Origin of the sequence: Undibacterium sp. 5I2, from assembly GCF_035019605.1 — a bacterium.
Lineage (GTDB): Bacteria > Pseudomonadota > Gammaproteobacteria > Burkholderiales > Burkholderiaceae_D > Undibacterium.
The window spans coordinates 18,615-41,751 of sequence record NZ_JASJVS010000017.1; the positions used below are offsets into that span (position 1 = coordinate 18,615).

Annotated in this window: 21 protein-coding genes; 10 read left to right on the forward strand and 11 right to left on the reverse strand. The window is 53.9% G+C overall.

What is annotated here, in order from left to right:
* Positions 1-57: 57 nt before the first annotated feature.
* Positions 58-2,277, forward strand: coding sequence for a polyphosphate kinase 1 (ppk1, locus tag QN359_RS08185; RefSeq protein WP_323493234.1), 2,220 nt, complete (start codon positions 58-60; stop codon positions 2,275-2,277).
* Entirely contained in the window at positions 2,277-2,756 is a 480-nt protein-coding gene (locus QN359_RS08190; RefSeq protein WP_322248951.1) for a SixA phosphatase family protein, read from the forward strand. The genes ppk1 and QN359_RS08190 overlap by 1 nt, the downstream gene beginning before the upstream one ends.
* A 25-nt stretch (positions 2,757-2,781) precedes the next feature.
* Here the strand turns inward: QN359_RS08190 and QN359_RS08195 are convergent, their stop codons facing one another.
* From QN359_RS08195 to QN359_RS08205, 3 genes are all read right to left on the reverse strand, one after another.
* Positions 2,782-3,642 carry a UDP-2,3-diacylglucosamine diphosphatase gene (locus QN359_RS08195; RefSeq protein WP_416200198.1) on the reverse strand — a complete coding sequence of 287 codons (861 nt, stop codon included), beginning with the start codon at positions 3,640-3,642 and terminating at the stop codon, positions 2,782-2,784.
* A complete protein-coding gene (locus QN359_RS08200; RefSeq protein ID WP_322248952.1) occupies positions 3,639-4,400 on the reverse strand; it encodes a GNAT family N-acetyltransferase in 762 nt (253 codons plus the stop codon). The genes QN359_RS08195 and QN359_RS08200 overlap by 4 nt, the downstream gene beginning before the upstream one ends.
* A 235-nt stretch (positions 4,401-4,635) precedes the next feature.
* Positions 4,636-5,145, reverse strand: coding sequence for a hypothetical protein (locus QN359_RS08205; protein WP_322248953.1), 510 nt, complete (start codon positions 5,143-5,145; stop codon positions 4,636-4,638).
* A 192-nt stretch (positions 5,146-5,337) separates the two neighbouring features.
* On the opposite strand from QN359_RS08205, the gene pstS reads away from it, so the two are divergent.
* A complete protein-coding gene (gene pstS, locus QN359_RS08210) occupies positions 5,338-6,390 on the forward strand; it encodes a phosphate ABC transporter substrate-binding protein PstS (protein ID WP_322248954.1) in 1,053 nt (350 codons plus the stop codon).
* Positions 6,391-6,394: 4 nt separating this feature from the next.
* Here the strand turns inward: pstS and QN359_RS08215 are convergent, their stop codons facing one another.
* Positions 6,395-7,714 carry a cytochrome c gene (locus tag QN359_RS08215; protein ID WP_322248955.1) on the reverse strand — a complete coding sequence of 440 codons (1,320 nt, stop codon included), beginning with the start codon at positions 7,712-7,714 and terminating at the stop codon, positions 6,395-6,397.
* On the reverse strand, positions 7,711-8,472 hold the full coding sequence (locus QN359_RS08220; protein ID WP_416352101.1) for a c-type cytochrome: 762 nt from the start codon (positions 8,470-8,472) through the stop codon (positions 7,711-7,713). Before QN359_RS08220 ends, QN359_RS08215 begins: the two co-directional genes overlap by 4 nt.
* A 476-nt stretch (positions 8,473-8,948) precedes the next feature.
* Here QN359_RS08220 and rpoD point away from each other — a divergent pair, with 476 nt between their 5' ends.
* Positions 8,949-11,801, forward strand: a complete 2,853-nt coding sequence (gene rpoD, locus QN359_RS08225; RefSeq protein WP_322248956.1) for an RNA polymerase sigma factor RpoD — start codon at positions 8,949-8,951, stop codon at positions 11,799-11,801.
* Between the two features lie 84 nt (positions 11,802-11,885).
* Here the strand turns inward: rpoD and QN359_RS08230 are convergent, their stop codons facing one another.
* Both QN359_RS08230 and pnuC read right to left on the reverse strand, forming a co-directional pair.
* On the reverse strand, positions 11,886-12,437 hold the full coding sequence (locus QN359_RS08230; RefSeq protein ID WP_322248957.1) for an ATP-binding protein: 552 nt from the start codon (positions 12,435-12,437) through the stop codon (positions 11,886-11,888).
* Positions 12,422-13,009 carry a nicotinamide riboside transporter PnuC gene (gene pnuC / locus QN359_RS08235; protein WP_322248958.1) on the reverse strand — a complete coding sequence of 196 codons (588 nt, stop codon included), beginning with the start codon at positions 13,007-13,009 and terminating at the stop codon, positions 12,422-12,424. The genes QN359_RS08230 and pnuC overlap by 16 nt, the downstream gene beginning before the upstream one ends.
* 166 nt (positions 13,010-13,175) lie before the next feature.
* Here pnuC and QN359_RS08240 point away from each other — a divergent pair, with 166 nt between their 5' ends.
* Positions 13,176-13,664 carry a pilin gene (locus QN359_RS08240; protein ID WP_322248959.1) on the forward strand — a complete coding sequence of 163 codons (489 nt, stop codon included), beginning with the start codon at positions 13,176-13,178 and terminating at the stop codon, positions 13,662-13,664.
* A gap of 41 nt (positions 13,665-13,705) precedes the next feature.
* Here the strand turns inward: QN359_RS08240 and QN359_RS08245 are convergent, their stop codons facing one another.
* Positions 13,706-16,432: a PAS domain S-box protein gene (locus QN359_RS08245; RefSeq protein WP_322248960.1), complete on the reverse strand. Its 2,727-nt coding sequence runs from the start codon at positions 16,430-16,432 to the stop codon at positions 13,706-13,708.
* 229 nt (positions 16,433-16,661) lie between these two features.
* Here QN359_RS08245 and QN359_RS08250 point away from each other — a divergent pair, with 229 nt between their 5' ends.
* On the forward strand, positions 16,662-17,297 hold the full coding sequence (locus QN359_RS08250; RefSeq protein WP_322248961.1) for a hypothetical protein: 636 nt from the start codon (positions 16,662-16,664) through the stop codon (positions 17,295-17,297).
* 5 nt (positions 17,298-17,302) lie between these two features.
* Here QN359_RS08250 and maiA read toward each other — a convergent pair whose 3' ends face one another.
* A complete protein-coding gene (maiA, locus tag QN359_RS08255; protein WP_322248962.1) occupies positions 17,303-17,959 on the reverse strand; it encodes a maleylacetoacetate isomerase in 657 nt (218 codons plus the stop codon).
* Positions 17,960-17,999: 40 nt separating this feature from the next.
* Positions 18,000-18,701 carry a fumarylacetoacetate hydrolase family protein gene (locus QN359_RS08260; RefSeq protein WP_322248963.1) on the reverse strand — a complete coding sequence of 234 codons (702 nt, stop codon included), beginning with the start codon at positions 18,699-18,701 and terminating at the stop codon, positions 18,000-18,002.
* An 83-nt stretch (positions 18,702-18,784) separates the two neighbouring features.
* On the opposite strand from QN359_RS08260, the gene QN359_RS08265 reads away from it, so the two are divergent.
* Positions 18,785-20,107 carry a TRZ/ATZ family hydrolase gene (locus QN359_RS08265; RefSeq protein WP_322248964.1) on the forward strand — a complete coding sequence of 441 codons (1,323 nt, stop codon included), beginning with the start codon at positions 18,785-18,787 and terminating at the stop codon, positions 20,105-20,107.
* A 31-nt stretch (positions 20,108-20,138) separates the two neighbouring features.
* Here QN359_RS08265 and QN359_RS08270 read toward each other — a convergent pair whose 3' ends face one another.
* Positions 20,139-20,792 carry a DUF1345 domain-containing protein gene (locus QN359_RS08270; protein WP_322248965.1) on the reverse strand — a complete coding sequence of 218 codons (654 nt, stop codon included), beginning with the start codon at positions 20,790-20,792 and terminating at the stop codon, positions 20,139-20,141.
* Between the two features lie 90 nt (positions 20,793-20,882).
* On the opposite strand from QN359_RS08270, the gene QN359_RS08275 reads away from it, so the two are divergent.
* Genes QN359_RS08275 through QN359_RS08285 form a run of 3 tightly spaced genes read left to right on the forward strand, consistent with a single transcriptional unit; the run spans position 20,883 to position 23,080 of the window.
* Positions 20,883-21,203, forward strand: coding sequence for a hypothetical protein (locus QN359_RS08275; RefSeq protein ID WP_322248966.1), 321 nt, complete (start codon positions 20,883-20,885; stop codon positions 21,201-21,203).
* Positions 21,200-22,060 (forward strand): HDOD domain-containing protein, encoded by an 861-nt coding sequence (locus QN359_RS08280; RefSeq protein ID WP_322248967.1) that lies wholly within the window; start codon positions 21,200-21,202, stop codon positions 22,058-22,060. Before QN359_RS08275 ends, QN359_RS08280 begins: the two co-directional genes overlap by 4 nt.
* Positions 22,061-22,108: 48 nt before the next feature.
* Entirely contained in the window at positions 22,109-23,080 is a 972-nt protein-coding gene (locus tag QN359_RS08285; RefSeq protein ID WP_322248968.1) for a GGDEF domain-containing protein, read from the forward strand.
* The last annotated feature ends 57 nt before the right edge of the window (positions 23,081-23,137 follow it).

Genomic DNA, 23,137 nt, shown 5'->3' on the forward strand with positions numbered 1-23,137 from the left:
TGCTCAACTAGAATAAGGTCGTACACTTATGTGGGCCTTCATGACATGCAAAAAACTATGCCAAATCCAGAAGTCATCAGCAATACAGCTGAAGTCAGCGAAACCCAGCCAAGCGAGAATGTTGAAAACAAAGTGATCATCAAAGCGGCCAAACGCAGTCCGCCTCAAAAAACCTTGAAAGAGGTGGTCAAAGAGTTGCCACGCTCGGTGATTTTTCTCGATCGTGAAATGTCACAGATCGCTTTCAACTGGCGGGTACTGGCACAAGCCGAGGATAAAAGCATTCCGCTGCTCGAGCGGCTCAAGTACTTGTGTATCGTTGGCAGTAATGTTGATGAATTTTTTGAGGTGCGCGTCGCCAGCCTGCTGGCACAGAATACGGTCGATGGCGAATTGGTCGAGCACGCCAGCTTTCAAGCTATGCTCAAACGGATCAGCGACGAATGCCATCAACTGGTACAGCGCCAGTACGAATTATTAAATCAAGACATCCTGCCGCAACTGTCTAAAAAAGGCATACATCTGCTGCGTCATACCGACCGCACCGAAGAACAGCGCGCTTGGGTGAAGAGTTATTTTGACCGCGAGGTGCGCCCGCTGCTCACGCCTATCGGCCTCGATCCGGCCCATCCATTCCCGCAAGTGGTGAATAAGAGTTTGAATTTCATCGTCTCCTTGGCCGGCAAAGATGCTTTCGGTCGCGGTACGGCGATCGCCATCGTTAAAGCACCGCGCGTCCTGCCGCGTATCATTCGCTTGCCCGATGAGATTTCCCCTAAGGGGCTGTCGTTCTGTTTACTGTCCTCCATCATTCACGCGCACATTGGCGATCTGTTCAATGGTCGCGAAGTGATCAATTACTCGCAATTTCGCGTCACACGTGACAGCGATTTATGGGTTGATGAAGAAGAAGTGAAAAATCTGCGCCAAGCCTTGCAAGGCGAGTTGCAGACCAGGCAGTTCGGCGCAGCGGTGCGTCTTGAGGTAGCGAAAAATTGCCCGGAAGATTTAGCGCGCTTTTTGCTGGAGCAATTCAATCTGACGCCCGATCGTTTATATCCGGTCGATGGCCCGGTCAACATGGTGCGCTTGGGTGAGCTGGTCGACCACGTCAAGCAAGCCAATTTACGCTTCCCCCCCTTCTCCCCCAAAGCCATCGCCAAGTACGCGCATGCCGATGTCTTCAGCGTGTTGCGCAAGCAAGATATTCTGTTACACCATCCGTTTCAGCCGTTTCAAACCGTGATCGACTTCATTCGCTCGGCCTCGCTCGATCCGGCTGTGGTCGCGATCAAGCAGACGATTTACCGTACCGGTATGAATTCCGATCTGATGGAGTCGCTGATCACGGCGGCCCGACTCGGTAAGGAAGTCACGGTGGTGGTGGAGTTGATGGCGCGCTTTGATGAGGAAGCCAATATCAATTGGGCCGATAAGTTACAACGCGCCGGTGCCCAAGTGGTATACGGTGTGGTCGGATTAAAAACCCATGCCAAGTTGGCACTGGTGATACGCCGCGAAGAAAACGGTATCTTGCGCCACTACGCCCATCTTGGTACCGGTAACTACCATCCGTCGACCACGCGCTTTTATACCGATTTCGGCTTACTCACGGCGCATCCCGGTATGGCCGCCGAAGTCAGCGAAGTGTTCATTCACTTGACTGGTCTGAATAAACCGAAAAAACTCGAGTATCTGTGGCTGGCACCGTTTGCGCTGCAACCGCAGATCATCAAGGCGATACGCAATGAAGCGCGTATCGCCCGCGAGGGACGGCCTGGTCGCATCATCGCAAAAATGAATGCCTTGCTGGATGAATCGGTGATTCGCGCTTTATATGCGGCCTCGGCCGATGGCGTGAAGATCGATCTGATCATTCGCGGCGCCTGTGCGCTGCGCCCCGGTGTTGCTGGTTTATCAGAAAATATTCGCGTGCGCTCGGTGATCGGTCGCTTCCTCGAACACAGCCGAATTTATTACTTCCGCAACGATCTGGCGCATGATATGTATCTGGCCAGTGCAGACTGGATGAGCCGGAATCTGTTCCGTCGCATCGAAGTCGCCTTTCCGGTGCTGGAAAAATCGCTCAAGAAACGCATCCTGTCGGAAGGATTGGAGCCGTACTTGAAAGACAATGTCAATGCCTGGGTGCTCGATTCAGATGGCAATTACGAACGTAAAAAAGCCCGTCAGAGCGCTGGAAAACAAAGCTTGTTCTGTGCCCAGCAATATTTGATGCAACAATTAGGTTCCCTGTCGGCACCGGAGAGCGATTGATGGATTTAATACTATGGCGTCATGCCGAAGCTGAATTGGCCGGTATAGGCATGTCTGATGCGGCGCGCAAATTGACTGGCAAGGGTATCAAACAAGCCGCTAAGATGGCACTGTGGCTAGACAGTACCCTGCCCGACACTTGCCGCGTCTTGGTCAGCCCGGCGCTACGCACACGAGACACCGCCGAGGCGCTGGCTGCGCGTGGGAGAAAAATCAAACTAGTCAATGAATTACAAGTCGACAGCAGTCCGCTGCAGGCACTGGAAGCGGCCAACTGGCCAAACAGCCGTGAACCGGTGCTGCTGGTGGGGCACCAACCTTACTTAGGTCAGATCGTCAGTTTCTTGCTGCACATGCCTATGCATGAGGTGGCGATTAAAAAGGGAAATATTTGGTGGATTTCACAGAAACAAGATGAAGATGGCAGCAGCAAGATTTATCTGAAAGCCGTGATGGCACCGGAATTAGTGCTGAAATAATGTGTGCAGCAAGCGCTGCCCGAACTCATACCGCCAGCGTATCGAGTTCATCAGCGGCGCTGTGCAACTGAGTTTGCGGCGCGTGCACGATATCATGCCAAGTCACGAGACTCAACTTGCCATGAGCATCTTCGACCAAGGCTGAAAGACTCTCGACCCAATCACCGTCATTACAATACAAAATGCCGTTGATATCGCGAATTTCCGGCTTATGTATGTGACCGCAAATGATGCCATCTACCCCTTTACGACGCGCTTCATCAGCCAAAGCGTCTTCAAACTGCGTGATATAACTGACCGCATTTTTGACTTTCAACTTCAGGTACTGCGACAAAGACCAGTAAGGTAAACCGGCGCGGGCGCGCCAATTATTGAAGATTTGGTTGAATTTTAAAATCACGGTGTAGAGGTTATCACCGAGGTAGGCAATCCATTTAGCACAAGAAATGACGGCATCGAAACGATCGCCGTGCAATACCAACATGCGCCGACCATCGACGGTCGTGTGCACGAGCTCGTCACGAACTTGAATGCCACCGAAATCGAGATCGATGAATTGACGTATCGACTCATCGTGATTGCCCGGTACAAAAATCACATTCGTACCCTTTTTGGCTTTCTTGAGTACCGTCTGCACCACGTTGTTATGGGTTTGATCCCAATACCAGCGCCGCTTGAGTTGCCAGCCGTCGATGATATCGCCGACCAAATATAAAGTCTCGGAGTCGGTCGCGCGTAAAAACTCCAGCAGTTTGGCGGCCTGGCAGCCACTGGTTCCCAGATGCAGATCAGAAATCCAAATCGTACGAAAGCGCATCACTTCGCGCTTGCCGGTCTTGTGTAATTTCTTGTTCAGAAAGTGCTCGGCCGCGCTCATTGTCTTCATTCCACCGTACCGTAATGGCGCGCATAACGATCATCCAAATTCGCCAGCGGCAGCATGACGAACAGATCGGCACAATGAAAATCAGGATCCCAAGCCGGATCACCACAAACCCAGGCACCGGCACGCAAGTAACCTTTCAGCAGCGGTGGGATGCGTGCCGTGACATTGCTGATATCGATGTCTTCAACTGGGAATGGTAATAATGGTGCCACCCGATATTCGATCGGGCAGAAATCACGCTCACTGAGGCCACGATAAATCGCCGCCGCATTTTGGCCACCATCGGTGAGGCTGATGCTGGCGCAACCGATCAGGTGCGAGCAGCGTTCACGCCGCATATAAGCGGCCAAGCCTGCCCACAACAGCATGATGACGGCACCGCTGCGGTAGTCGGGATGAATACAAGCGCGCCCGGCTTCGGCCACGCTGTTGCGCACATTATGCAGGCGCGATAAATCAAATTCGGATTCGGAGTAGTAACGACCGAGCTCACGCGCGGCATTCGGTCCCAAGATACGGTAGGTACCGACCACCTTGAGAGTTTTGGTGTCACGTACGATCAGGTGATCGCAATGCGCATCAAATTCGTCTTTGTCGAGCCCATCAGGATTGGCCAGCGCCGACAAGCCCATGCTTTCAATGAATACCTTGTAGCGCAAGCGCTGAACTTCCTTGACTTCCTTGGCCGTCGTAGCCAGGCTGAGATTGAGTTTGGAAAAGCTCGGATTAGCATCCGCGGGTATGGTCAGTAATCGCATTCATCGTCCTTGGTAAATTTTTGTCCGTGCGCACCCACACTGTAAAGAAAGCTCCCGGTTCGGCTACACCGATCGAATTAACGTCCCGGGCGGTTTCAATACGAAGCAGGATAAAGGAGGATTACTTCAAGACGATGACAGGCCGATGTCGCCACGATGACAGATGAAAAAACAACAGCCTCCCGAGCCAGGGCTGGCCAGGGAGGCTGAAAGCGGAACATCAAAGTGCGTCGGCTTATTTTTCTTTCTTCGGTCGACCGGCCTTGAGCGGCGCAAGTTCGGCGATCATTTTTTTCAAAGTCGCTACCTCAGTGGCATGCAACAAGGCCAAGCCAATGCGCAGCAATTGACTTTTCTTGACCTCGACACCAGCCTTCAAACAGGCCTTTTTCACCAAGCCGAGCACGGCATACTCGGCTTCGGGCATGGTGAAGCTGTCGCGTACCAGTTTTGCTTTACGCGGTTTTTCCAGGGCGGCCGGGGCCGGTTTCGCCACGGCTCTGACACTGAGCGGTTTTTGTGCCGGCTTACTCGGTGTCGCTGGTTTTGACTGCGGTTTTGCTGCGGCCGTTGGCTTGAGCGCAGATTTGGCAACGAGCTTCGCGACCGGCTTGGTGGCAAGCGGTTTTTTGCGGGCCGGTGCAGCGGCTTTTTTCAGCGCTGCTGCCGGTGCCACCGCCGCACTCGGTACAACGACTGCCGGCGCGGCAGCGGGGTCTTGCTTCTTAGTTGTGACAGTTGCCATTTCGGCCTCCCATTTTAAAAAGGTAAATTATATAAACAATATGCCGACAAAGAATAATAAGCAAGCATAAAGCCTGCAGATGACAGGCTGATTACCAATTTGCACCGCTGCGTGATTGCCGCAAGGCATGAGATAATCGCGCCGAATCGAATTATCCCACCTACCGCTTACCTATCCACTATGCCAAACATCATGACACGTCTGAGCTATTTTCTCTCTCTACTGGCATTGCTGCCACTCGCCGCTAGCGCCGTGGAAATTCAAGGTGCCGGCTCCTCGGCCGCCGCACCACTGTACCAAAAATGGGCCCAGGCCTACACCAAAAACAACAGTGATCAGCTCAATTATGAACCGGCCGGGTCCTCGGCCGGGATTAAGAAAATCAAAGAAAATCAAGTTGATTTCGGTGCCAGCGATGTTGCCATGTCGCGTGCAGACTTAAAAAAAGCCAAGTTGATTCAATTTCCTTCTGCTATTTCCGGCGTGGTCATCGCGATCAATGTACCCGGCATACGATCGGGCGAATTGCGCCTCGACGGGACGGTGCTGGCAGCAATTTTCTCCGGCACCATCACGAGCTGGAATGACGCCGCCATTGCTGCACTCAACCCTGGCCTGCGCTTACCGGCAAAGAGTATTGCGGCATTTGTCCGTCAAGACGGTTCCGGGACAACGTGGAATTTCACCGATTATCTGTGCAAAATCAGCCCGCAATGGCAAACCAAGTTCGGCAAAAATTTTACCATCGCTTGGAATAGCAGTCTGAGCCAAGTTAAAGGCAGCAGCAACATATCGGCCAGCCTGAGAAAAACTTCCTATAGTATTGCCTATATCGATTACAACTATGTGGTGCAAGATAAATTGGATGTGGCGCAGTTACAAAACCGTGAGGGCAAGTTTTTAACACCGTCGCCAGAAGGATTTTCTACCGCCTTGACAGCCAGCAGCTGGAAAACGCAAGGGAATTTTGAAGAAACGCTGACAGACAAACCGGGTGCCAAATCTTGGCCGATCACCATGGGTACTTTCATCCTCATGCAACAAGCCGCCAGCCAAGTGGAAAAATCACGCGCGACCCTGAAGTTTTTCACTTGGGCCTTCATGCAGGGTGATCACTACGTCAACAGCGTCGACTTGGTGCGCTTACCTGATAGCATGCAAGCGCGCGTGTTCAAGGAAATGACCACGGTCACCGATGCCAGCGGCAAACCGCTGAGCTGGGATATTCAATCGACGGCACCTTAACAGATCAATCGGCCGGAGCTGTGCGATACGGATTGACCTCGGACGCGCTCACCGGCCCGCCCTGGTTACCCCAACTGCCGCGCACATAGCTGAGCAGCGCGGCGATGTCGGCATCGCTGAGCTGCGGGCCGAATGGTGGCATGCTGTACGGCCGCGGATTGCCGACTGTCAGCGGAGTAAAGCCACCATTGAGGACGATACGGACAGGATTACCGATATGCGCAGACTGCAGCGCGCGGTTACCGGCCAAGGCAGGATAAATGCCGGCTACACCGCTGCCGCTGGCACCATGACAATCGAGGCAATGGTCGGTATACAATTTTTCGCCTTGCTGCATGATTAATGTGAGCCGGGTTGGCGACAGCGGCGGCCGCGCCAAGGCGCGCTCGAGCAGGTCGGGTGCCGGTACCTCGCTGCGTGGCAAGGCCTGCAGATAACTGAGCATGGCAGCGCGGTCGGCGTCATTCAAATACTGTAAACTCTCAATCATTACCTCACTCATCGGTCCGCTCATCACACTGGCTTTGCCTATGCCGGTTTGTAACAGGCGCGTCGCCTCAGCCTTCGTCAGTACGCCCAGGTGCGCTTGCGCCGGGTCGAACAATGAGGGCGCATACCAACGTGAGATCGGCATCTCGGCACCGCTGAAATCGGCCGTGCCGCGATTGGCCCCCAAACTATTGCGCGGGCTGTGGCAAGCGCTGCAATGCCCGAGGCCATTGACCAGATAAGCCCCGCGCTTGAAGGCCGGCGTGGCAGCAGGTTCGGCGACAAACACTTGTGCTTGAAAATACCAAGCGCGCCACAGCGCCAATAAGCGCCGCTCACTATACGGAAAACGCAACTGATGCGGTAGGCGTGGTGTCGCCACTGCTGTCACCGTCTGCAGGTAAGCAAACAGGGCATCGGCGTCGCTGCGCGTGATCTGAGTGTAATTCGGATAAGGAAAGGCTGGGTACAGTAAGCTGCCATCACGCGACTTACCAAAATGCAGAGCCTGCCAAAAATCGCCGGCACTCCAACTGCCTATGCCATTGCGCAGGTCTGGCGTGATGTTCGGCGTACTGAATTGACCGAATTCACTGGCGATCAAACGACCACCGGCATAGGCACTGCCACCGCGCGCGGTATGACAGCCTTGGCAGTTGCCGATGCGTGCCAAATACGCGCCGCGCTGTTGTTGTTCGATTAATGCCTTACCACTGAGCAAGGCCGGCGAAGCCGACACCGCTGCCGTGACATAGCCGAATTGATAAGCCCAGACGCATAGCAAGAAGACGGCGGCCAGCAAACTCGCCGCGATGATGATCAAGCGGCGTTTCATTTCCTGTCCTTCTCGGTATAGGCAACGCTGCCGCAGTGCAGCGGCATGAGGAAATCAGCTTGAGCGCTGCCCGCCTGCGCCTGCGCTGGTACAACTTGCGTGGACAACCAGGCTGACACGGCACCGATATCGCTCGCGCTCAGGCGCGCGGCAAGCACTTGCATGCAATCGGGGGCTTGGGCATGCCGACTGCCGGTTTGCCAGGCACCGAGCTGGGCCACCAAGTAATCGCGCGGCAAACCGATCAGGCCGGGAATGAAGGGTGCCACCCCGGTCATGGTGGAACCATGGCAAGCTATGCAAGCCGGCAAATGCCGTTGCGGATCACCTTGATGCACCAAGATACGGCCACGTTCCAACACGGCCGTCGACACCGCGGGCGCGGGCGGTGGCGCGAATGGCGGATGCTGGGCGGAAAAAAATTGGGCGATTTCCAGCAAATACGCATCACTCATCTGCGCCACCAGCGCGTTCATCAAAGGATAGAGTCGCTTGCCGTCACGAAAATTAGTCAATTGATTATATAAATAGCCATCCGGCTTACCAGCGATGCGCGGATAGTAGCCGTCGCTGCCGGCTCGTCCTTGCGAACCATGGCAGGCGGTGCAGGCCTTGAGCCGCTGTGCCATACTGTCGGGAACTTGTTGCGCCGCCAACAGCGGCGCAACAAATAAGAGCGGCAAGAGGGAAAAGAACGCGCGCAGCGCATTATCAGGGCGTAGTCGGTCGGCCAGAAAGCGCAATGTGTACCGCAACATTGTTGCCCTTAATCAGGGAAGAAAGCGTATAGCTTAACAGCTTGCCGAAAAATACAGTGGCGCATTTTTTTTGCACGGATACACGCTCAAAGCGCACGGGATGCTTGACTTCTGCATGCTTTTTCCGAAGCACTTTGCCGCAGTGCACGAGCACTGGCGACTGTAGGCATTTTATTTTCAAAAAATGCATACAAACCTTGTCAAGAAGTGCTAAGCCGAGGATAATTCGGCGCTCGCGTCTCTATGGAAGCATGGATTACATCTGCGCTTCGCCAGTAGGACCCAGTTTGAGCAAGATGACAGCACCGCCCTTATCGGCATCGCCCGCTTTCACCAGTGGGCTAGTGGACAGCTGAATTCCACTAGTATCATCCGTGTAAGCAGTTGATCAGAAAATCAGATCGTCAACAGCCTGTCGCCATTGCCATTGCCATACACTAATGACAAGCCTTTGTTGTCGCACTTGATTTTGTTACATGAAAAATAGTTTAACTGACTCACCTATTTCTGCTCCGAAAACAGGCTCGACACTCACTTTAGGTAAGAAAAACCTGTCGCTGAATCGTCCTGCGGTGACGCCTGTCGACGCTAGTGACACCAGCGCATCGGCTAGTGTCGAGCACGACGAGAGCGATGCCGCCAACGCGGCAACGCCAACCATGGTTGTCACCAAGCGCCGCTCGCGTTTGCAAGCGGTGTCGGCAGAAGCGATGATCGCACCGGTAAAAACCCTGACTGCGGAAGATATTGAGGCGCTCAGCGCCCTGCCCTATGCGCCAGATGAGCTCAGTGCCGAGGCCGCGAACTTGAGTGGGGATGATGACGTCACCGCGGCCGACAGCAACACTGCCAGCGAACAAAGAGCCGAAGTCAAAACAGAAATTCGCGCTGATTTGAAAGCGGAATTACAAACTCTGTCAGGTGCCGATATCGCCAAACCGCGCGCGGTGGTAATACGGAAAACGGCGCCTAAGTTGGCCAAAAAATTATTACTCTCGGATCAGCCGCATACCGCGGTACCCGTATTAAAACGCGAAGCGCGTATCGGTTCCGGCAAATTTGCCGCCGCCGCACCGGTGACCACGCTCAAGCCGGTGATCGTCAACGACAAGCTGCGCAGCAGTGTGCCGCCAGCCGCCAGTGTACGGCCAGTCACGCTCGGCATAAGTAGCGTGACGGCGATGCCGACAGCGTTGCCGGCGGCGCTGACACCGACAGCCGCGCTGGTCGCAGCAGTTGCACCGATGGCGGCCGCAGTCGAGTTGTCAGCGGTAAAAGCCGCAGCAGTCGCAACAGTCGCTTTTGCCGCCGTCGACACCTCGCAGTACGTCATGCCTGGCAGTAAAGAGCCGGCCAAGCGCGGTCGCAAGCCCAGCGAATTCCAATTTGAAAACGATGAAATCCAAGCGCTTAACGCCGCCGAATCGGCTGAAATGAAGCGCGCGGCCCGAGTTCGCACGAAAAAACCGGGTGTCGCAGCCAATAGCGAAGAGCAACTGGAACAATACCGCAAGCAGTTAACCAAGCTGATACGTCTGGGTAAAGACCGTACTTATCTCACGCACGCAGAAATCAATGATCACCTGCCGGAAGAAGTCGCTGATCAGGAAATGATTCAAGATGTGATCAGCACGCTCAATGACATGGGTATAGCGGTATATGACAGCGCGCCCGATGCCGCTATGCTGCTGCTGACCGATAATGTCGCCACGGCCGTCAGCGATGATGAAGCTGAGTCGGTGGCAGCGGCAGCCTTGGCGACGGTCGATTCCGATTTCGGTCGTACCACCGACCCGGTGCGCATGTATATGCGCGAAATGGGTGGTGTCGAACTATTGACACGTAGCGGCGAAATTGAGATTGCCAAGCGAATTGAAGATGGCTTGAAAGATATGGTTCAGGCGATTTCAGCCTGCCCTGGTACGATCAAAGAAATTCTCGTCATCGCTGCCAAAATTGCCAGCGATGAAGTCGGTATCGACGATATTATCGATGGCTTGCTGAGCGGCGACGACCAGAATGCTCTGCCACTCATCAACGAAGTCGAAGAAGCCGACGAAGAAGACGATGAGGATGCTGCGGCCCATGTCGGCGGCATCAGCGATGAACAATTATTACAATTGAAAGCGGCTTCGCTGCAAAAATTTGCCGTGGTTGCGCAAAGTTTTGAGATCATGCAAGCGGCGCGCGCGCGCGATGGTTATCAATGCGCCGAGTATGCCCAAGCCCAGCAAGCGATTGCTCGCGAACTGCAGGGTCTGCGCTTCACCGTGAAAACGGCGGAAAAGTTGTGCGATACCTTGCGCAAACAAATGAAAGATTTGCGCGCCAACGAAAAGCAAATGCTCGAATTGCTGGTCAATAAATGCGGTATGCCACGCAATTATTTCATCGATATGTTACGTACCCATGCGACCAACACCAGTTGGCTCGAACATGAGATGCAATCGACACAGCCGTATGCCGCCGCCGTAGCACGTCATATCCATGCGGCCCGCGAGTTACAGCAAAAATTCATTCAGCTTGAATTGAGCGTGGAATTGCCTTTGGCTGCGCTGCGCGACATTAATAAACAAATGATCGCCGGTGAAAAGCGTTCCGGCGAAGCGAAACGCGCGATGACCGAGGCCAACCTGCGCCTGGTCATTTCGATTGCGAAGAAGTATGTCAACCGTGGTTTGCAATTCCTTGATCTTATACAAGAAGGCAATATCGGTTTGCTCAAAGCCGTCGATAAATTCGAATATCGGCGCGGTTATAAATTCTCTACCTATGCTACTTGGTGGATACGTCAGGCTATCGCCCGCGCGATTGCCGACCAAGCGCGCACCATCCGTGTGCCGGTGCATATGATAGAAACCATCAATAAGATGAACCGGGTGCGCCGCCAATTGTTGCAAGCCAGTGGTGTCGAACCGGAACCGGCAGCGATTGCCGAAAAAATGGGCCTGCCCGAAGTGAAAGTGCGCGAAATTTTGAAAATCGCCAAAGAACCGGTCTCGCTCGATGTGCCTATCGGTGACGATGGCGACTCGCAGCTCGGCGACTTCATCGAAGACAGCATGACCATGTCGCCGATGGCAGCGGCGATGCAAGCCTCGGTACAGCAAAAACTCAAAGAAGCACTCGATACGCTGAGCCCACGCGAAGCCAAAGTGTTACGCATGCGCTTTGGTCTGGAAACGACCAGTGAATTCACGCTCGAAGAAGTCGGCAAGCAGTTTGAAGTCACACGCGAACGGATTCGTCAGATCGAAGCCAAGGCGATGAAAAAACTGCGCCACCCGGGCAAAGCCGATCATCTCAAGAGCTTAATGGAAAGTCAGTAAGGGCAGCTGTCCAGAAATTTGGCAGCAGACAGCAGCACTTGCATGGACTTGCAAGTGCTCTTTTTTTGCGCGTCGCGTATTGGCTCAGGCGAGTAAGAACGACAAAAACATATCTACCTGTTCCAGTCGCGCAGCCAAACTGCCTTGCACCAGTACATGGGCGATCTCGCGTTGCTCCAGCAAGGCCAGCAATTGCTCATGAATTTGCTGCCGCACGGCGGGCGATTCGCGTTGCAAACCATCGGCCACCCATGGCGTATCGGGGGCAGTGACGAGGGTCAGCGCATAGCGTTTGGCGTGGTCTGCGGCCAAGCCCAGCAGAGCCGGCTCAGCACTGCCAAAATAATGTTCACTGTAGAGTGCGGTCATCAACGGCGTCGTATCGCAAAACAGCCAATTTTGAGCTTGCTCGGCGAGTGCATCTTCGCGCGCGAGCTGGGTCGCGGCGATGCCTATCTGTTCTTCGGCGCGCGGTACACGGCCATGCAGATCGACGAATTCACGTAAATATTCCGGCACCCAGAGTGTGTTGAATTGTTTCGCCAGCGCTTCGGCCAGCATCGACTTGCCCGATGATTCGGCACCGACGATAGCAATTTTCGGCAGACTCACGCCACGCTTCATACTGTTTGACATACCCGACTCCAAGAGCGCCAGCCGACCACAGCCAAAATAACGAAAATCGCATACAGCACGGCGGTCAGCAGTAAATTTTTATAGATATATAAGCCGACATAGAGCACGTCGACCACGATCCAGACTTGCCAGTTCTCGATTTTTTTACGCGATAACAGTACTTGCCCCAGCAAGCTGCCGGCAGTCAGAAAGCCATCGACATGCGGCACATCGGTGTCGGTGTAGGCAGCGAGAAAGCGCGCCAGCACAAAAAATGCCAGCCCCCAGCTGAGCAGCGCCAGCCAGCGTGCGCCCAGCGCCAAGCGCGTCACCGCAATCCGCTCAGCGACGCCGCGCCGCCAACTGACCCAGCCCCACAAAGAAACCGCAATAAACACGGCCTGCAAGCCCATGTCACCGTACAATCGAGCAGCGAAAAACACCCAGGCATACAGGGCGGAAGAAATGATGGAAAATAACCAGGCCCAGTGAATTTGCCGGATATTGAAGGCCACCGTGACGAGCGCGAGAAAAAAGGATAACAGTTCGAGCAAACTGGTGCTCAAACCGAACAAGTTGATGGGATCGTTCATGGGAAGGCGCTGATGGGAGTTGCCCGCATTATCGACCAATCATCGCTCGCTGTCATCCCGGCGTAGCAAAATTGCTGCAACTTTGCTGTCTGTGCGCTCTTGATTGCGGGAAATTGTGGTTTTCCGTAGCATTGCGTATCACCGAATTCTTAACTTTTCTACGACGATGAAAAAATTTAGCGGCTTCACCCTGATTGAAATGCTCGTTGTCATCGCTATTCTGGCGATTCTGGCGGCGCTGGCCTTCCCTACCTATCTGTATAAAATCATTCAGAGCCAGATAGCAGCAGCCTTACCGCTGGCTCAAATTGCACAGCGACCGGTTGAACTGGCTTGGCTGGCCGGGAATGCCATTCCTATCGATAATGCCAGCGCCGGTCTGCCAGCGGCCGATAAGATCGTCAATAATTATGTCTCGTCAGTGAGTGTAGACAATGGCGTGGTCAGCCTGACTTTCGGTAATCACGCCAACGGCGCTATCCGCGGAAAAATTTTGTCGTGGCGCCCAGCCATGGTCGACCATACCCACCAAGTGCCGGTGACCTGGGTCTGTGCAGCGGCTGCGGCACCGGCGAATATGCAGATACAAGGCACGGACCACACCAGCTTGCCAGTCGCGTATCTACCGCCTATCTGTCGCGCTCCAAACAAATAATCAGCCGCCGTGGCCGGTGTATTCACGCTGCTGCGCTCAGTTCAGATGGTGGGCGCAATCCGCGGCAAGAGCAAGCGAAACTCAGTACCAGCACCCAACTGGCTATGTAATTCAATTATTCCACCGATCACGCCGGTGACCAAATTATAGGCAATATTCATACCTAAACCAGAGCCACCTCGACCGAGCTTGGTGGTGAAAAACGGGTCAAATACTTTTTCCTGGTCACTCGCACTGATACCATTGCCATCATCAGAAAAAATGATTTCCACTTGTTCGTCTGACAGCAATCGACTGCGCAAATGCATGACCCCGACCGCCCTGCCATCGAAGGCGTGGACCAAGGCGTTAGTCATGAAATTGGTGATGATCTGGCCGAGCGGCCCAGGATAGCTATCCATCGCAATACCGACGGCTAAATCGGTGGTGAGCGAAAACGGCCCTTTTTTATACATAGGCGACAGGGTCGCGATGACTTCATCGAGCACCACTGCCAGATCAAACTGGCGCCGCTGACTGCTGGCCTGATCGACCGCTACTTGTTTGAAACTGCCGATGAGTTCGCGCGCGATGCCTAAATTGCGCATCAATAAGGCGGCGCCTTGGCGGCTGCTGTCGAGGTAACGCTCCAAGCTGGCGCGTTTGATTTGCCCACTTTCCAGCAGTTGAGAAAATTCACGGGTTTTATCTTCTAATGTGCTCGCTACCGTGACACTATTCCCGAGCGGCGTATTGAGTTCATGCGCGACACCAGCCACCAAGGAACCCAATGCCGCCATTTTTTCGGAACGAATCAACTCTTGCTGGGTGAGGCGCAAACGCTTCATGGCAGCGGCCAGCTCACTGTTAGCCTGCTCCAGATTACTGGTACGCTGAAGTACACGTTGTTCGAGTTGCGCGGTCATTTCACGAATTTCTTGTTCTACTTGTATTTGTCGCGTGACATCGAGCAGCGAAAAAATACCGACCGCCTTGCGGTTCATTTCCAGCAAGCGGGCTGACAGTTGGCAAATCAGGATAGCACCGTCTTTATTTCGAATCTGTACTTCAATTTGATCAACACTGCCGCCGCCGGCCAAGATCGACAGCAGCGCTGCCGGCTGGGCTGGGCTGCACCAGAATTCGGCCTCTGCGGCCGCTGCAGCCGAAGGCGCGCGACCGATCGAGCCGAATTGTTTAAGCCAGACATCATTGACTTCGGTAATTTTCCGACTGTCGAGATCAATCAAGCCCAGCGGTATAGGGGAGAATTGGAACAGACTCGAATACTTACTTTCATTTTCACGCAGTTGGCGCTCGGCCAGTACACGCGCATCTTCGGCCGCGATATCAGCATCAATGCTATGCGACGACAGCAACATATAACCTTGGTCTTCGAGGCCGAAGCGCGAACCCGACAGCACACACTGTACGACCGAGCCATCTTTGCGACGAAATGCCACCTGCATATTGCGCACTTCACCGTCGGCCATGATTTTCGCGATCAGATCACTACGCTGCTGTGGATTCACCCACAGATTCAAGTCGGCCGAACTAAGTCCGATCACTTCCTCGCGACTGTAACCGAGTAAAGGTGCCCAATTGCGGTTGACATCGACGTAGATACCACCTTCCAGCCGAGTGATGGTTAAGGTGTCGGGCACGAGCTGAAAGACGGTCGATAAGAGTTTTTCGCGCAATTGCAGCTCGCCTTCGATTTTCTGCCGCTGTAATTCGGTGTCGCGCAATACCGTCACATCTTGAATCACGTTGATCACATACGTTTCGCCGCCAGTTTGAAAGCGCGCGGCTGACAGTGAAACATGAAATTCATGCCCATTTCTATGTCTGAAGCTGGCCTGAAAATCATGCAGCTCGCCATCCTGTTTCAGCTTGTCGACCATTTGCTGGCGACGTTTTGGGTCTATCCAAAAATCGAAATCTGCCGGCACACGCCCGAGCGACTCGGCGCGCGTATAGCCGGTGATATGCTCCCAGTGACGATTGACTTCGATGTAGACGCCATCACTTTCACGACAGATCAAGAGCACATCCGGCACCACTTGAAAAACTTTTTCAAACATGGCCTGACGTTCTTTGGTCAGTTGTTCGGCATCTTGCCGCTCGCGCCCCTGGTCTTGCAATGCCTGCTGGGCAGCGGTCAAGCGCGAATGAATGCCAGCGGCACCGGCGAGCAGACTGAGAAAGGCGATGCTGACTTCCAGCAGCGCGCGTGCACCACTGCTGTGCGCTGACAGCCGACTCAGCTGCGGCACAAAAATTTGTAAACCGGGCAACAATAACAGCAAGGACTCGAGCGCCAAGACAGTGGCGAACACCTGATAATGCAGCATCTGCTTGCTTTGGTCGCGCCACAAAGACCCGGCACAAGCCGCCATCAGCACACCGGCGTACAGATAAGCAGGCAGCAATTGCGCGCTCTGTGGGCGGGCGACAAAACTCAGCGTCAGCAAACTCAGTACCGCGACCGAAAACGCCAGCATGAGGCGTGGCAGATGCAGCGAGCGCTCCTGCTGCAAGCGCAGACTGACCCAGAGCAAGCTGGCAAAGACCGAAAACAGCACGCTGCCAAGCAAGCTGGGCCAAGCCCAAGCCGCCACCAACTGCGGCCACAACTGGCACAGTGCCAGCGTGCCGAACGCCGCACTCCAGTAGCGATTCGAACGACTAGGCATGCTTTGTCGGCTGACGTACATGAACAGCACCATGGTCAATAAGGGCACCAACACCACTACCAAGCTGTCGGTCGAGCAATCACACTGCGGCATACCTCTCCTAACTTCTCCGGAGTTCCGGAACGCGTTGATGCTGTAAAGAAAAAACATCTTGAATACTACGCTTCCTCACGCCGAGCGCGATGAAAATTTGAAACAGCTTGAACAGTTGATGCAGTTGACGCAATAAAACCAGAGAAACCCGTGCTGAGCGCTTGATTAAGCCCACCGCTTCACATAAGATAAACAAAAAATACTGACTATTCGCATCAAGGGGCCACTGATGGAACAAAGACACAGCAGATCTCCCGGTTTAGTATGTGACAACAGCTTTTTCAGCGCGGGCAGTTATGCCTTTGGCCGCGACTGCGGCGACACACCAGCGAGGCTGCGCTGCGCCGTGTTTTGCGACCATCCTGAGGCGCAGCTTGACGGTGCTGACGATGACATCAATTTTTTGGAAGAAGAGTGTGCCGATTCGACCTTGAAAGTCGAGCTGCACCCTTGGAAAATCCTCATTACAGACGATGACCTGACGGTGCATGAAACCACCCTGCTGGCATTGGGCGGCGTGCGCATTCACGGTCGACCACTGGCTTTCCTGCATGCTTATTCCGCCGCGGAAGCCAAACATGTGATCATAGAGAACCCCGATCTGGCGCTGATTTTGCTCGATGTCGTGATGGAAACCGTCGATGCAGGTCTGCAGCTGGTGCAAGTCATCCGCAAGGAACTGGGCTTACACCAGTTGCGCATCGTTTTGCGTACCGGTCAACCCGGCTACGCCCCCGCGAGTGAAGTTGGTCATCAGTTTGCCATCGACGGTTACACCACCAAATCGCAACTCACGCGCGCCATGCTGATTTCTGTGCTCAGCGACACGCTTGATGATGCCGCTGTTCCGGGTTTGCCGAATTAAGGCCTTTACTGCGCATCCGCCTGATTGGCCGGCGCGGCGCGCACGAAAGCTGGATGGGCCAAACACGCTTGATTGATACGCATCAAACCCGGTATGCCAGAAAAATCACAGTTAAACCGCTCGGCATTGGCAATTTGCGGAATCAAGAAGCAATCGGCCAAACCAGGCTGCTCGCCGAAACAATAGGTGCTGGTGCTGCCCTGTTGTTGTAATTTTTGTTCCAGTATCAATAAGCCAGTTTCACACCAGTGCCGATACCAAGCATTTTTTTGCTCTTCGCTCACGCCCAAGCTATGGCTTAAATAGCGCAGCACCCGTAAATTATTGAGCGGATGAATTTCGCAGGCAATCGACAGTGCAAAACTACGCACCGCCGCTCTGGCTGCGGGATCGGCCGGTAATAAGGCCGGACTCGGATAGACTTCGTCCAGATATTCGAGAATCGCCAGCGATTGCGTCAACAGTAACTCGTCACCGTCGTGGGTATCGATCAAGGTTGGAACCAAGGCTTCCGGATTGAGCGCCCGATACGCTGCGCTAAGTTGTTCACCGCCGTTTTTCACGAGATGCACCGCCAGTTGCTGGTAATCGAGCCCCTTGAGATTGAGCGCGATGCGCACGCGATATGAGGCCGAGCTGCGGAAATAACTGTAGAGTTTCATGCTGCTTCCTTCCTTATTACTCATTGGTGAAACTGGAAAATCAAACCAGTTCGACGGTGAGCGTAGCTAATCCATCGACCTGTGCCGTGAGCAGATCACCGCGTACAACCGATGCCACACCGGCCGGGGTACCAGTGAAAATCAGATCGCCGGCTTGCAACTGGTAGAGCTGCGAGAGTTCGACGATGATTTCGGCGACTTGCCAGATCATTTGATCGAGTCGGCCGCGCTGACGCTCGATGCCGTTGACCTGCAGGTCGAGACTGCCGCTAGTGAGAAAGTCAGCGCTAAGGTCGGTGCAGCGAGTGAGCGCACCGATCGGTGCCGAATGGTCGAAACCTTTAGCAGTACACCACGGCCGGCCACCCTGCTTGGCCTGCGCCTGCAAGTCGCGCCGCGTCATGTCGAGCCCGACCGCATAGCCCCAGATATGGCTGGCAGCGTCGGCTAATGTGATATGACTGCCACCGCTGGACAAGGCCACCACCAATTCCACTTCGTGGTGTAACTCCTTGGTACGGCTTGGATAAGGCATGCAGCCACGCGCGCCGGCGGCCACCGGCAGCACGGCATCGGCCGGCTTACTAAAGAAGAATGGTGCCTCGCGTCCGCTATCGCCCATTTCTTTGGCATGCTCGGCATAATTTCGTCCAACGCAATAAATTCGGTGAACCGGAAAGTAATCGGCACTGCCGACAACCGGAATAGCCGGCACGGCGGCTGGGGCAAAGACAAAGTTCATAAGATTTCCTGAATTTCAATAATGAGGATACTGCAACAAATTCCGACAACACCGATATAATCGACCTTCACCCTAAGGATACTATGACGACCATCACCTGCCTGCACCCGAAATACCTGATTCCTATTCTGCCACGTGGCAGCGTACTGACAGAACATGCGCTGGTCATGCAGGATCAGAACATCCTCGCGATTCTGCCGCAAGCCCAAGCACGTCAACAGTATCCGCAAGCCAGCCACATCGAACTCAGTGAGCACGCCCTGCTTCCAGGCTTGATCAACCTGCATGCCCACTCGGCGATGAGCTTATTGCGCGGACTGGCGAACGATCTCGGCCTGATGGAGTGGCTCAATGAGCATATCTGGCCAGCCGAAAAAACCCATGTCAACGATGCCTTCGTGTTCGATGGCAGCACGTATGCGATGGCTGAAATGATACGTGGTGGTACCACCACAGTCAACGACATGTATTTTCATAATGACGCGGTAGCGCGCGCCGGGCTGCATGCCGGTATGCGCACTATCGTCGGTTGCAGCATTCTCGAATTCCCCACTGGCTACGCCGACAACGCCGATGGCTATATTGAGAAGGCCCTGTCGGCCAGAAGCGCCTTCGCCGGCCAAGATGGGGTGGACTTCCGGCTGGCACCGCATGCGCCGTACACGGTAGCCGACGACACCTTCCGTAAAATCATCGCCCTGTCGAACCAATATCAGATGGGGATACACTGCCATATCCATGAAACGGCCGAAGAAATCAGCGGCAGCCTGAAACAATACGGGGTACGTCCGCTCAAGCGCCTGCATGGTCTGGGTTTGCTCAATGAGAAACTGATCGCCGCCCACATGGTGCATGCCGATGATGAAGAAATCGTGCTGTTGTCCCAGTTGGGCGTGCATGTCGCGCATAATCCGGTGAGTAACCTCAAGCTGGCTTCGGGTTTCGCACGCATTCATGCCATGCAAACTGCCGGCGTCAATGTCGGCATCGGTACCGACGGTGCGGCCAGCAATAATAAGCTCGATTTGCTGGGCGATTTACGCATCGGTGCCTTGTTAGCCAAAGCAGAGTCAGGCAATCCGACCGCGCTCAACGCTGCTGCAGCACTGGAAATGGCGACGCTGGGCGGGGCCCGCGCGCTCGGTTTGGCACACCGTATCGGTAGCCTCGAGAGCGGCAAGGCAGCCGATCTGATCGCAGTCGACTTATCGGCGCTGGAAACCCAGCCTTTGTTCGATCCGATCTCGCAGTTGGTGTATGCGGCCGGCCGCGAGCAAGTCAGCCATGTTTGGGTGAATGGGGTATGCTTAATGCAGCAACGCCAACTGACGCGTTTGGATCAGGCCGCACTGCTCGATAAAGCGCAATGGTGGCAACAACGTATCAGTGCCAGCATGACGCAGTAAGCCGATGCGGCCGTGCCGGCGCAAGCATTGTTCAGCCGACCAAACCGGCGGCGATATTGATGGAAAAACCGAGCACGGCCACATTGAAGAAAAAACTCAGCACCGACTGCGCCAGCACGGTCTTGCGCGCGCTGCGCGAAGTCACCAAGACATCGGAAGTCTGGGCGGCGACGCCGATGGTAAAAGAAAAATATAAAAAATCCCAGAAATCAGGCTGCGCCTCGTCATCAGGAAAGCGCAGCGCACGCTGCCGTTCCGGCGATTGATAAAATAGAACCGCATAATGAAAACAAAAAATCACCCCCAGCAAAGCCCAGGACCCAAGTACAGTGGCACCGGCAAACAGGTATTTGAGCGCTCTCAAATCGGCCGCGAGTTCACGCGTACCGGCTAATTCAAGTACGATGGCACCGATACTGATGATGGCCGACAGCGAGAGCACCACCAACACCATGACAGCACTGCGATCTTCACGCAGGGCCATCGCCTTGACATGGTGATGATTCGCGCGACTCATTAAAAACCCCATCAAGCACAAATACGACCAAACCCCGACATTCCAACTGAGCAAAGCACGGCTGGCCCAACTCCAGTGCTGTGGTAGAAAAAACAGACTGCAGAGGGCGAACAAGAAAGTGCCGACCAAGCGTGGGCGACGCAGAAAGAATTTTTTTGAGGGTGACATGGTATCGGTAAGAAAAAAGACAAAGTAGTATATTCTCAGATATAGTCGCAGCAGTAACAATACTTGCATAGGCAGTACCAGGAGCCATCAATGAGCACGCACAGTCAGTATTTACCTTTATCCAAAGTCAAGGCCGGCATGGTTCTGGCCGACGACTTGCTCGATAAAAGGGGGCATGTGCTGCTACCAGCCGGGCTTAGCTTAAGCGAGGCGACGCTGCATGCCATCGCCGCGCATGATATTCATCAATTACATGTCGAATCAAGTCCGATGTCCAGCGCTGACAGCGCTGCGCTGCAAGCGCACCAACTGGCCCGAATCGATCTGATTTTCCGCCAACATCCCTATACCTACCCGAATTCAGAATTGGAGCGACTGTTACGCTTGTATCGCAGCGGAGTGCCGTCATGATTACCCTGCCTCAGACAGAAATGCCGATCACGATCGAGTACCTGATCACGCATATCAAAGACTTACCAACGCTGCCGCAAGTAGCGATGGAATTGTTGAGCGACTTGGATAATGAAGATAGCAGCCTCGATTTCATCAACGAAAAAATCGCGATGGACCAATCGCTGACGGCGAAAGTGCTGCGGCTGGCAAATTCATCACACTTTGGTGCCAATTCTCGGGTCGTGACGATACAGCAAGCGACGACCTTGCTGGGAATTAAGCATATAAAAAATGTGATACGCATGAGCTTGCTCACCAATAGCCTGCCGCCGCCGGAATGCGCGGGCTTCGACTTTGTTGCGTTCTGGCGACATAGCATCGCCACCGCCACCTGTGCCGAACTGATTTCACGGGCATTGCACATGAAGCATGACTTCGCATTTACTGCCGGCTTGCTGCACGATATAGGCAGACTGGTGCTGGCGACCTATTGCCCGCTCGATTATGCGCAAACCTTGCTGTACCGCAATGAGCATGATTGCACCCTGCTGACTGCCGAGCATGCCATCATGCAAACCGATCATGTCGAGATAGGTCTTGCGTTGGCGAAACACTGGAAATTCGCCGAGGCACTGCAGGAAGCGATCAGCGGCCACCACCGTCCCGATGCCGCGGGCGTTCATTCGCTGGCTGCCATCGTTCATGTTGCCAATGCCATCGTTCATGCGCTGGATCTGGACGAAGAAGAAAATGAACTTGCCCCCTTGCTGTCTGGCCATGCTTGGGATACGCTGGGTCTGAGTGACACCGATTATCTGCATATTTTTCGTGAAACAGAGATGCGGTTTCAAGCTTTAAATCAAATTTTCATTTAATTACCTTTATTGCACATGTATTTGGACAAAACAATTTTGGAACAACTGATGGTTTTTAGCACTGCCACATATCGACTCGAAGACATTCATTTGTTTCGCGATATCACGGTAGAAAATTTGCGCTCCATCCGTGCGACCATCGCCCACTGCCCTATTGTCAAGGCCAGAAATGGACAAGTCGTTCTCGATGCCAACAGTTCCGGTTCGCGTCTGTACATCGTGCTCAGCGGTGCACTGGGCATTACCCGCCTCAATGAAGATAATAATCACATTGAAAATTCGATCACGCAATATTTGCCCGGCGAGTGCGTTGGCGAAATTTCGGTACTCGATGAAGAAATCCATTCCGCCACGATTTCTGCCTTGGTCGACAGCGATTTGCTGGTGCTCGAGGCAGAAATTTTGTGGCGGCTAATCGATGAATCGAATGGTGTGGCGCGCAATTTATTGCAATTACTTTCCTTTCGTATTCGCGCCGCCAATGCGCAAATCCGCAGCCGCCAAAAAGTCGGTGAATTTTATCGCCAATTATCTATGGTCGATGGCCTCACCGGCTTACATAACCGCGCCTGGCTCAATAGTCAATTACCGACCCTGGTCGAGCAATCGCAATCGAGTAAACACCCTTTGAGCATCATCTTGGTCGATCTTGATCACTTTAAGAAATTCAATGATGAATTCGGCCATTTGCTCGGTGATGATGCACTGCAAACTGCTGCCAAAGTGTTGAATGCCGGTTTACGACCTACTGATTTTGCCGCGCGTTACGGTGGCGAAGAAATGATGGTGATTCTGCCGTCCACCAGCGCCAAAGCTGCGCTCGGTGTGGCGCAGCGTTTATGCACACGCTTAGCCAAAACCAAGGTGTTTGCCGACAATAGAAAAGCCTTGCCGCACATCACAGGTTCCTTCGGTGTCGCCACCCTGCTTGATGAGCAAAGCACCAGCGATTTCATCAATGCGGCTGATCAGGCGCTGTACCGTGCGAAAGAACAGGGCCGTAACCGCGTCGCGGTGTAGTGAGGCGTTACGCAAGCACAGACAAAAAAAAAGGGTTCTCGCGAACCCTTTTTTTAT

Excerpts from the sequence above, each read along its gene's own strand:
- QN359_RS08245 (WP_322248960.1), bottom strand. The coding sequence starts at position 16,432 with ATGCCGCAGTGTGATTGCTCGACCGACAGCTTGGTAGTGGTGTTGGTG.
- maiA (WP_322248962.1), bottom strand. The coding sequence starts at position 17,959 with ATGAAACTCTACAGTTATTTCCGCAGCTCGGCCTCATATCGCGTGCGC.
- QN359_RS08205 (WP_322248953.1), bottom strand. The coding sequence starts at position 5,145 with ATGGCAACTGTCACAACTAAGAAGCAAGACCCCGCTGCCGCGCCGGCA.
- QN359_RS08195 (WP_416200198.1), bottom strand. The coding sequence starts at position 3,642 with ATGAAGACAATGAGCGCGGCCGAGCACTTTCTGAACAAGAAATTACAC.
- QN359_RS08200 (WP_322248952.1), bottom strand. The coding sequence starts at position 4,400 with ATGCGATTACTGACCATACCCGCGGATGCTAATCCGAGCTTTTCCAAA.
- QN359_RS08250 (WP_322248961.1), top strand. The coding sequence starts at position 16,662 with ATGGAACAAAGACACAGCAGATCTCCCGGTTTAGTATGTGACAACAGC.
- QN359_RS08260 (WP_322248963.1), bottom strand. The coding sequence starts at position 18,701 with ATGAACTTTGTCTTTGCCCCAGCCGCCGTGCCGGCTATTCCGGTTGTC.
- QN359_RS08270 (WP_322248965.1), bottom strand. The coding sequence starts at position 20,792 with ATGTCACCCTCAAAAAAATTCTTTCTGCGTCGCCCACGCTTGGTCGGC.
- QN359_RS08265 (WP_322248964.1), top strand. The coding sequence starts at position 18,785 with ATGACGACCATCACCTGCCTGCACCCGAAATACCTGATTCCTATTCTG.
- QN359_RS08215 (WP_322248955.1), bottom strand. The coding sequence starts at position 7,714 with ATGAAACGCCGCTTGATCATCATCGCGGCGAGTTTGCTGGCCGCCGTC.
- pstS (WP_322248954.1), top strand. The coding sequence starts at position 5,338 with ATGACACGTCTGAGCTATTTTCTCTCTCTACTGGCATTGCTGCCACTC.
- QN359_RS08280 (WP_322248967.1), top strand. The coding sequence starts at position 21,200 with ATGATTACCCTGCCTCAGACAGAAATGCCGATCACGATCGAGTACCTG.
- QN359_RS08285 (WP_322248968.1), top strand. The coding sequence starts at position 22,109 with ATGGTTTTTAGCACTGCCACATATCGACTCGAAGACATTCATTTGTTT.
- QN359_RS08240 (WP_322248959.1), top strand. The coding sequence starts at position 13,176 with ATGAAAAAATTTAGCGGCTTCACCCTGATTGAAATGCTCGTTGTCATC.
- ppk1 (WP_323493234.1), top strand. The coding sequence starts at position 58 with ATGCCAAATCCAGAAGTCATCAGCAATACAGCTGAAGTCAGCGAAACC.
- QN359_RS08220 (WP_416352101.1), bottom strand. The coding sequence starts at position 8,472 with ATGTTGCGGTACACATTGCGCTTTCTGGCCGACCGACTACGCCCTGAT.
- QN359_RS08230 (WP_322248957.1), bottom strand. The coding sequence starts at position 12,437 with ATGTCAAACAGTATGAAGCGTGGCGTGAGTCTGCCGAAAATTGCTATC.
- rpoD (WP_322248956.1), top strand. The coding sequence starts at position 8,949 with ATGAAAAATAGTTTAACTGACTCACCTATTTCTGCTCCGAAAACAGGC.
- pnuC (WP_322248958.1), bottom strand. The coding sequence starts at position 13,009 with ATGAACGATCCCATCAACTTGTTCGGTTTGAGCACCAGTTTGCTCGAA.
- QN359_RS08275 (WP_322248966.1), top strand. The coding sequence starts at position 20,883 with ATGAGCACGCACAGTCAGTATTTACCTTTATCCAAAGTCAAGGCCGGC.
- QN359_RS08190 (WP_322248951.1), top strand. The coding sequence starts at position 2,277 with ATGGATTTAATACTATGGCGTCATGCCGAAGCTGAATTGGCCGGTATA.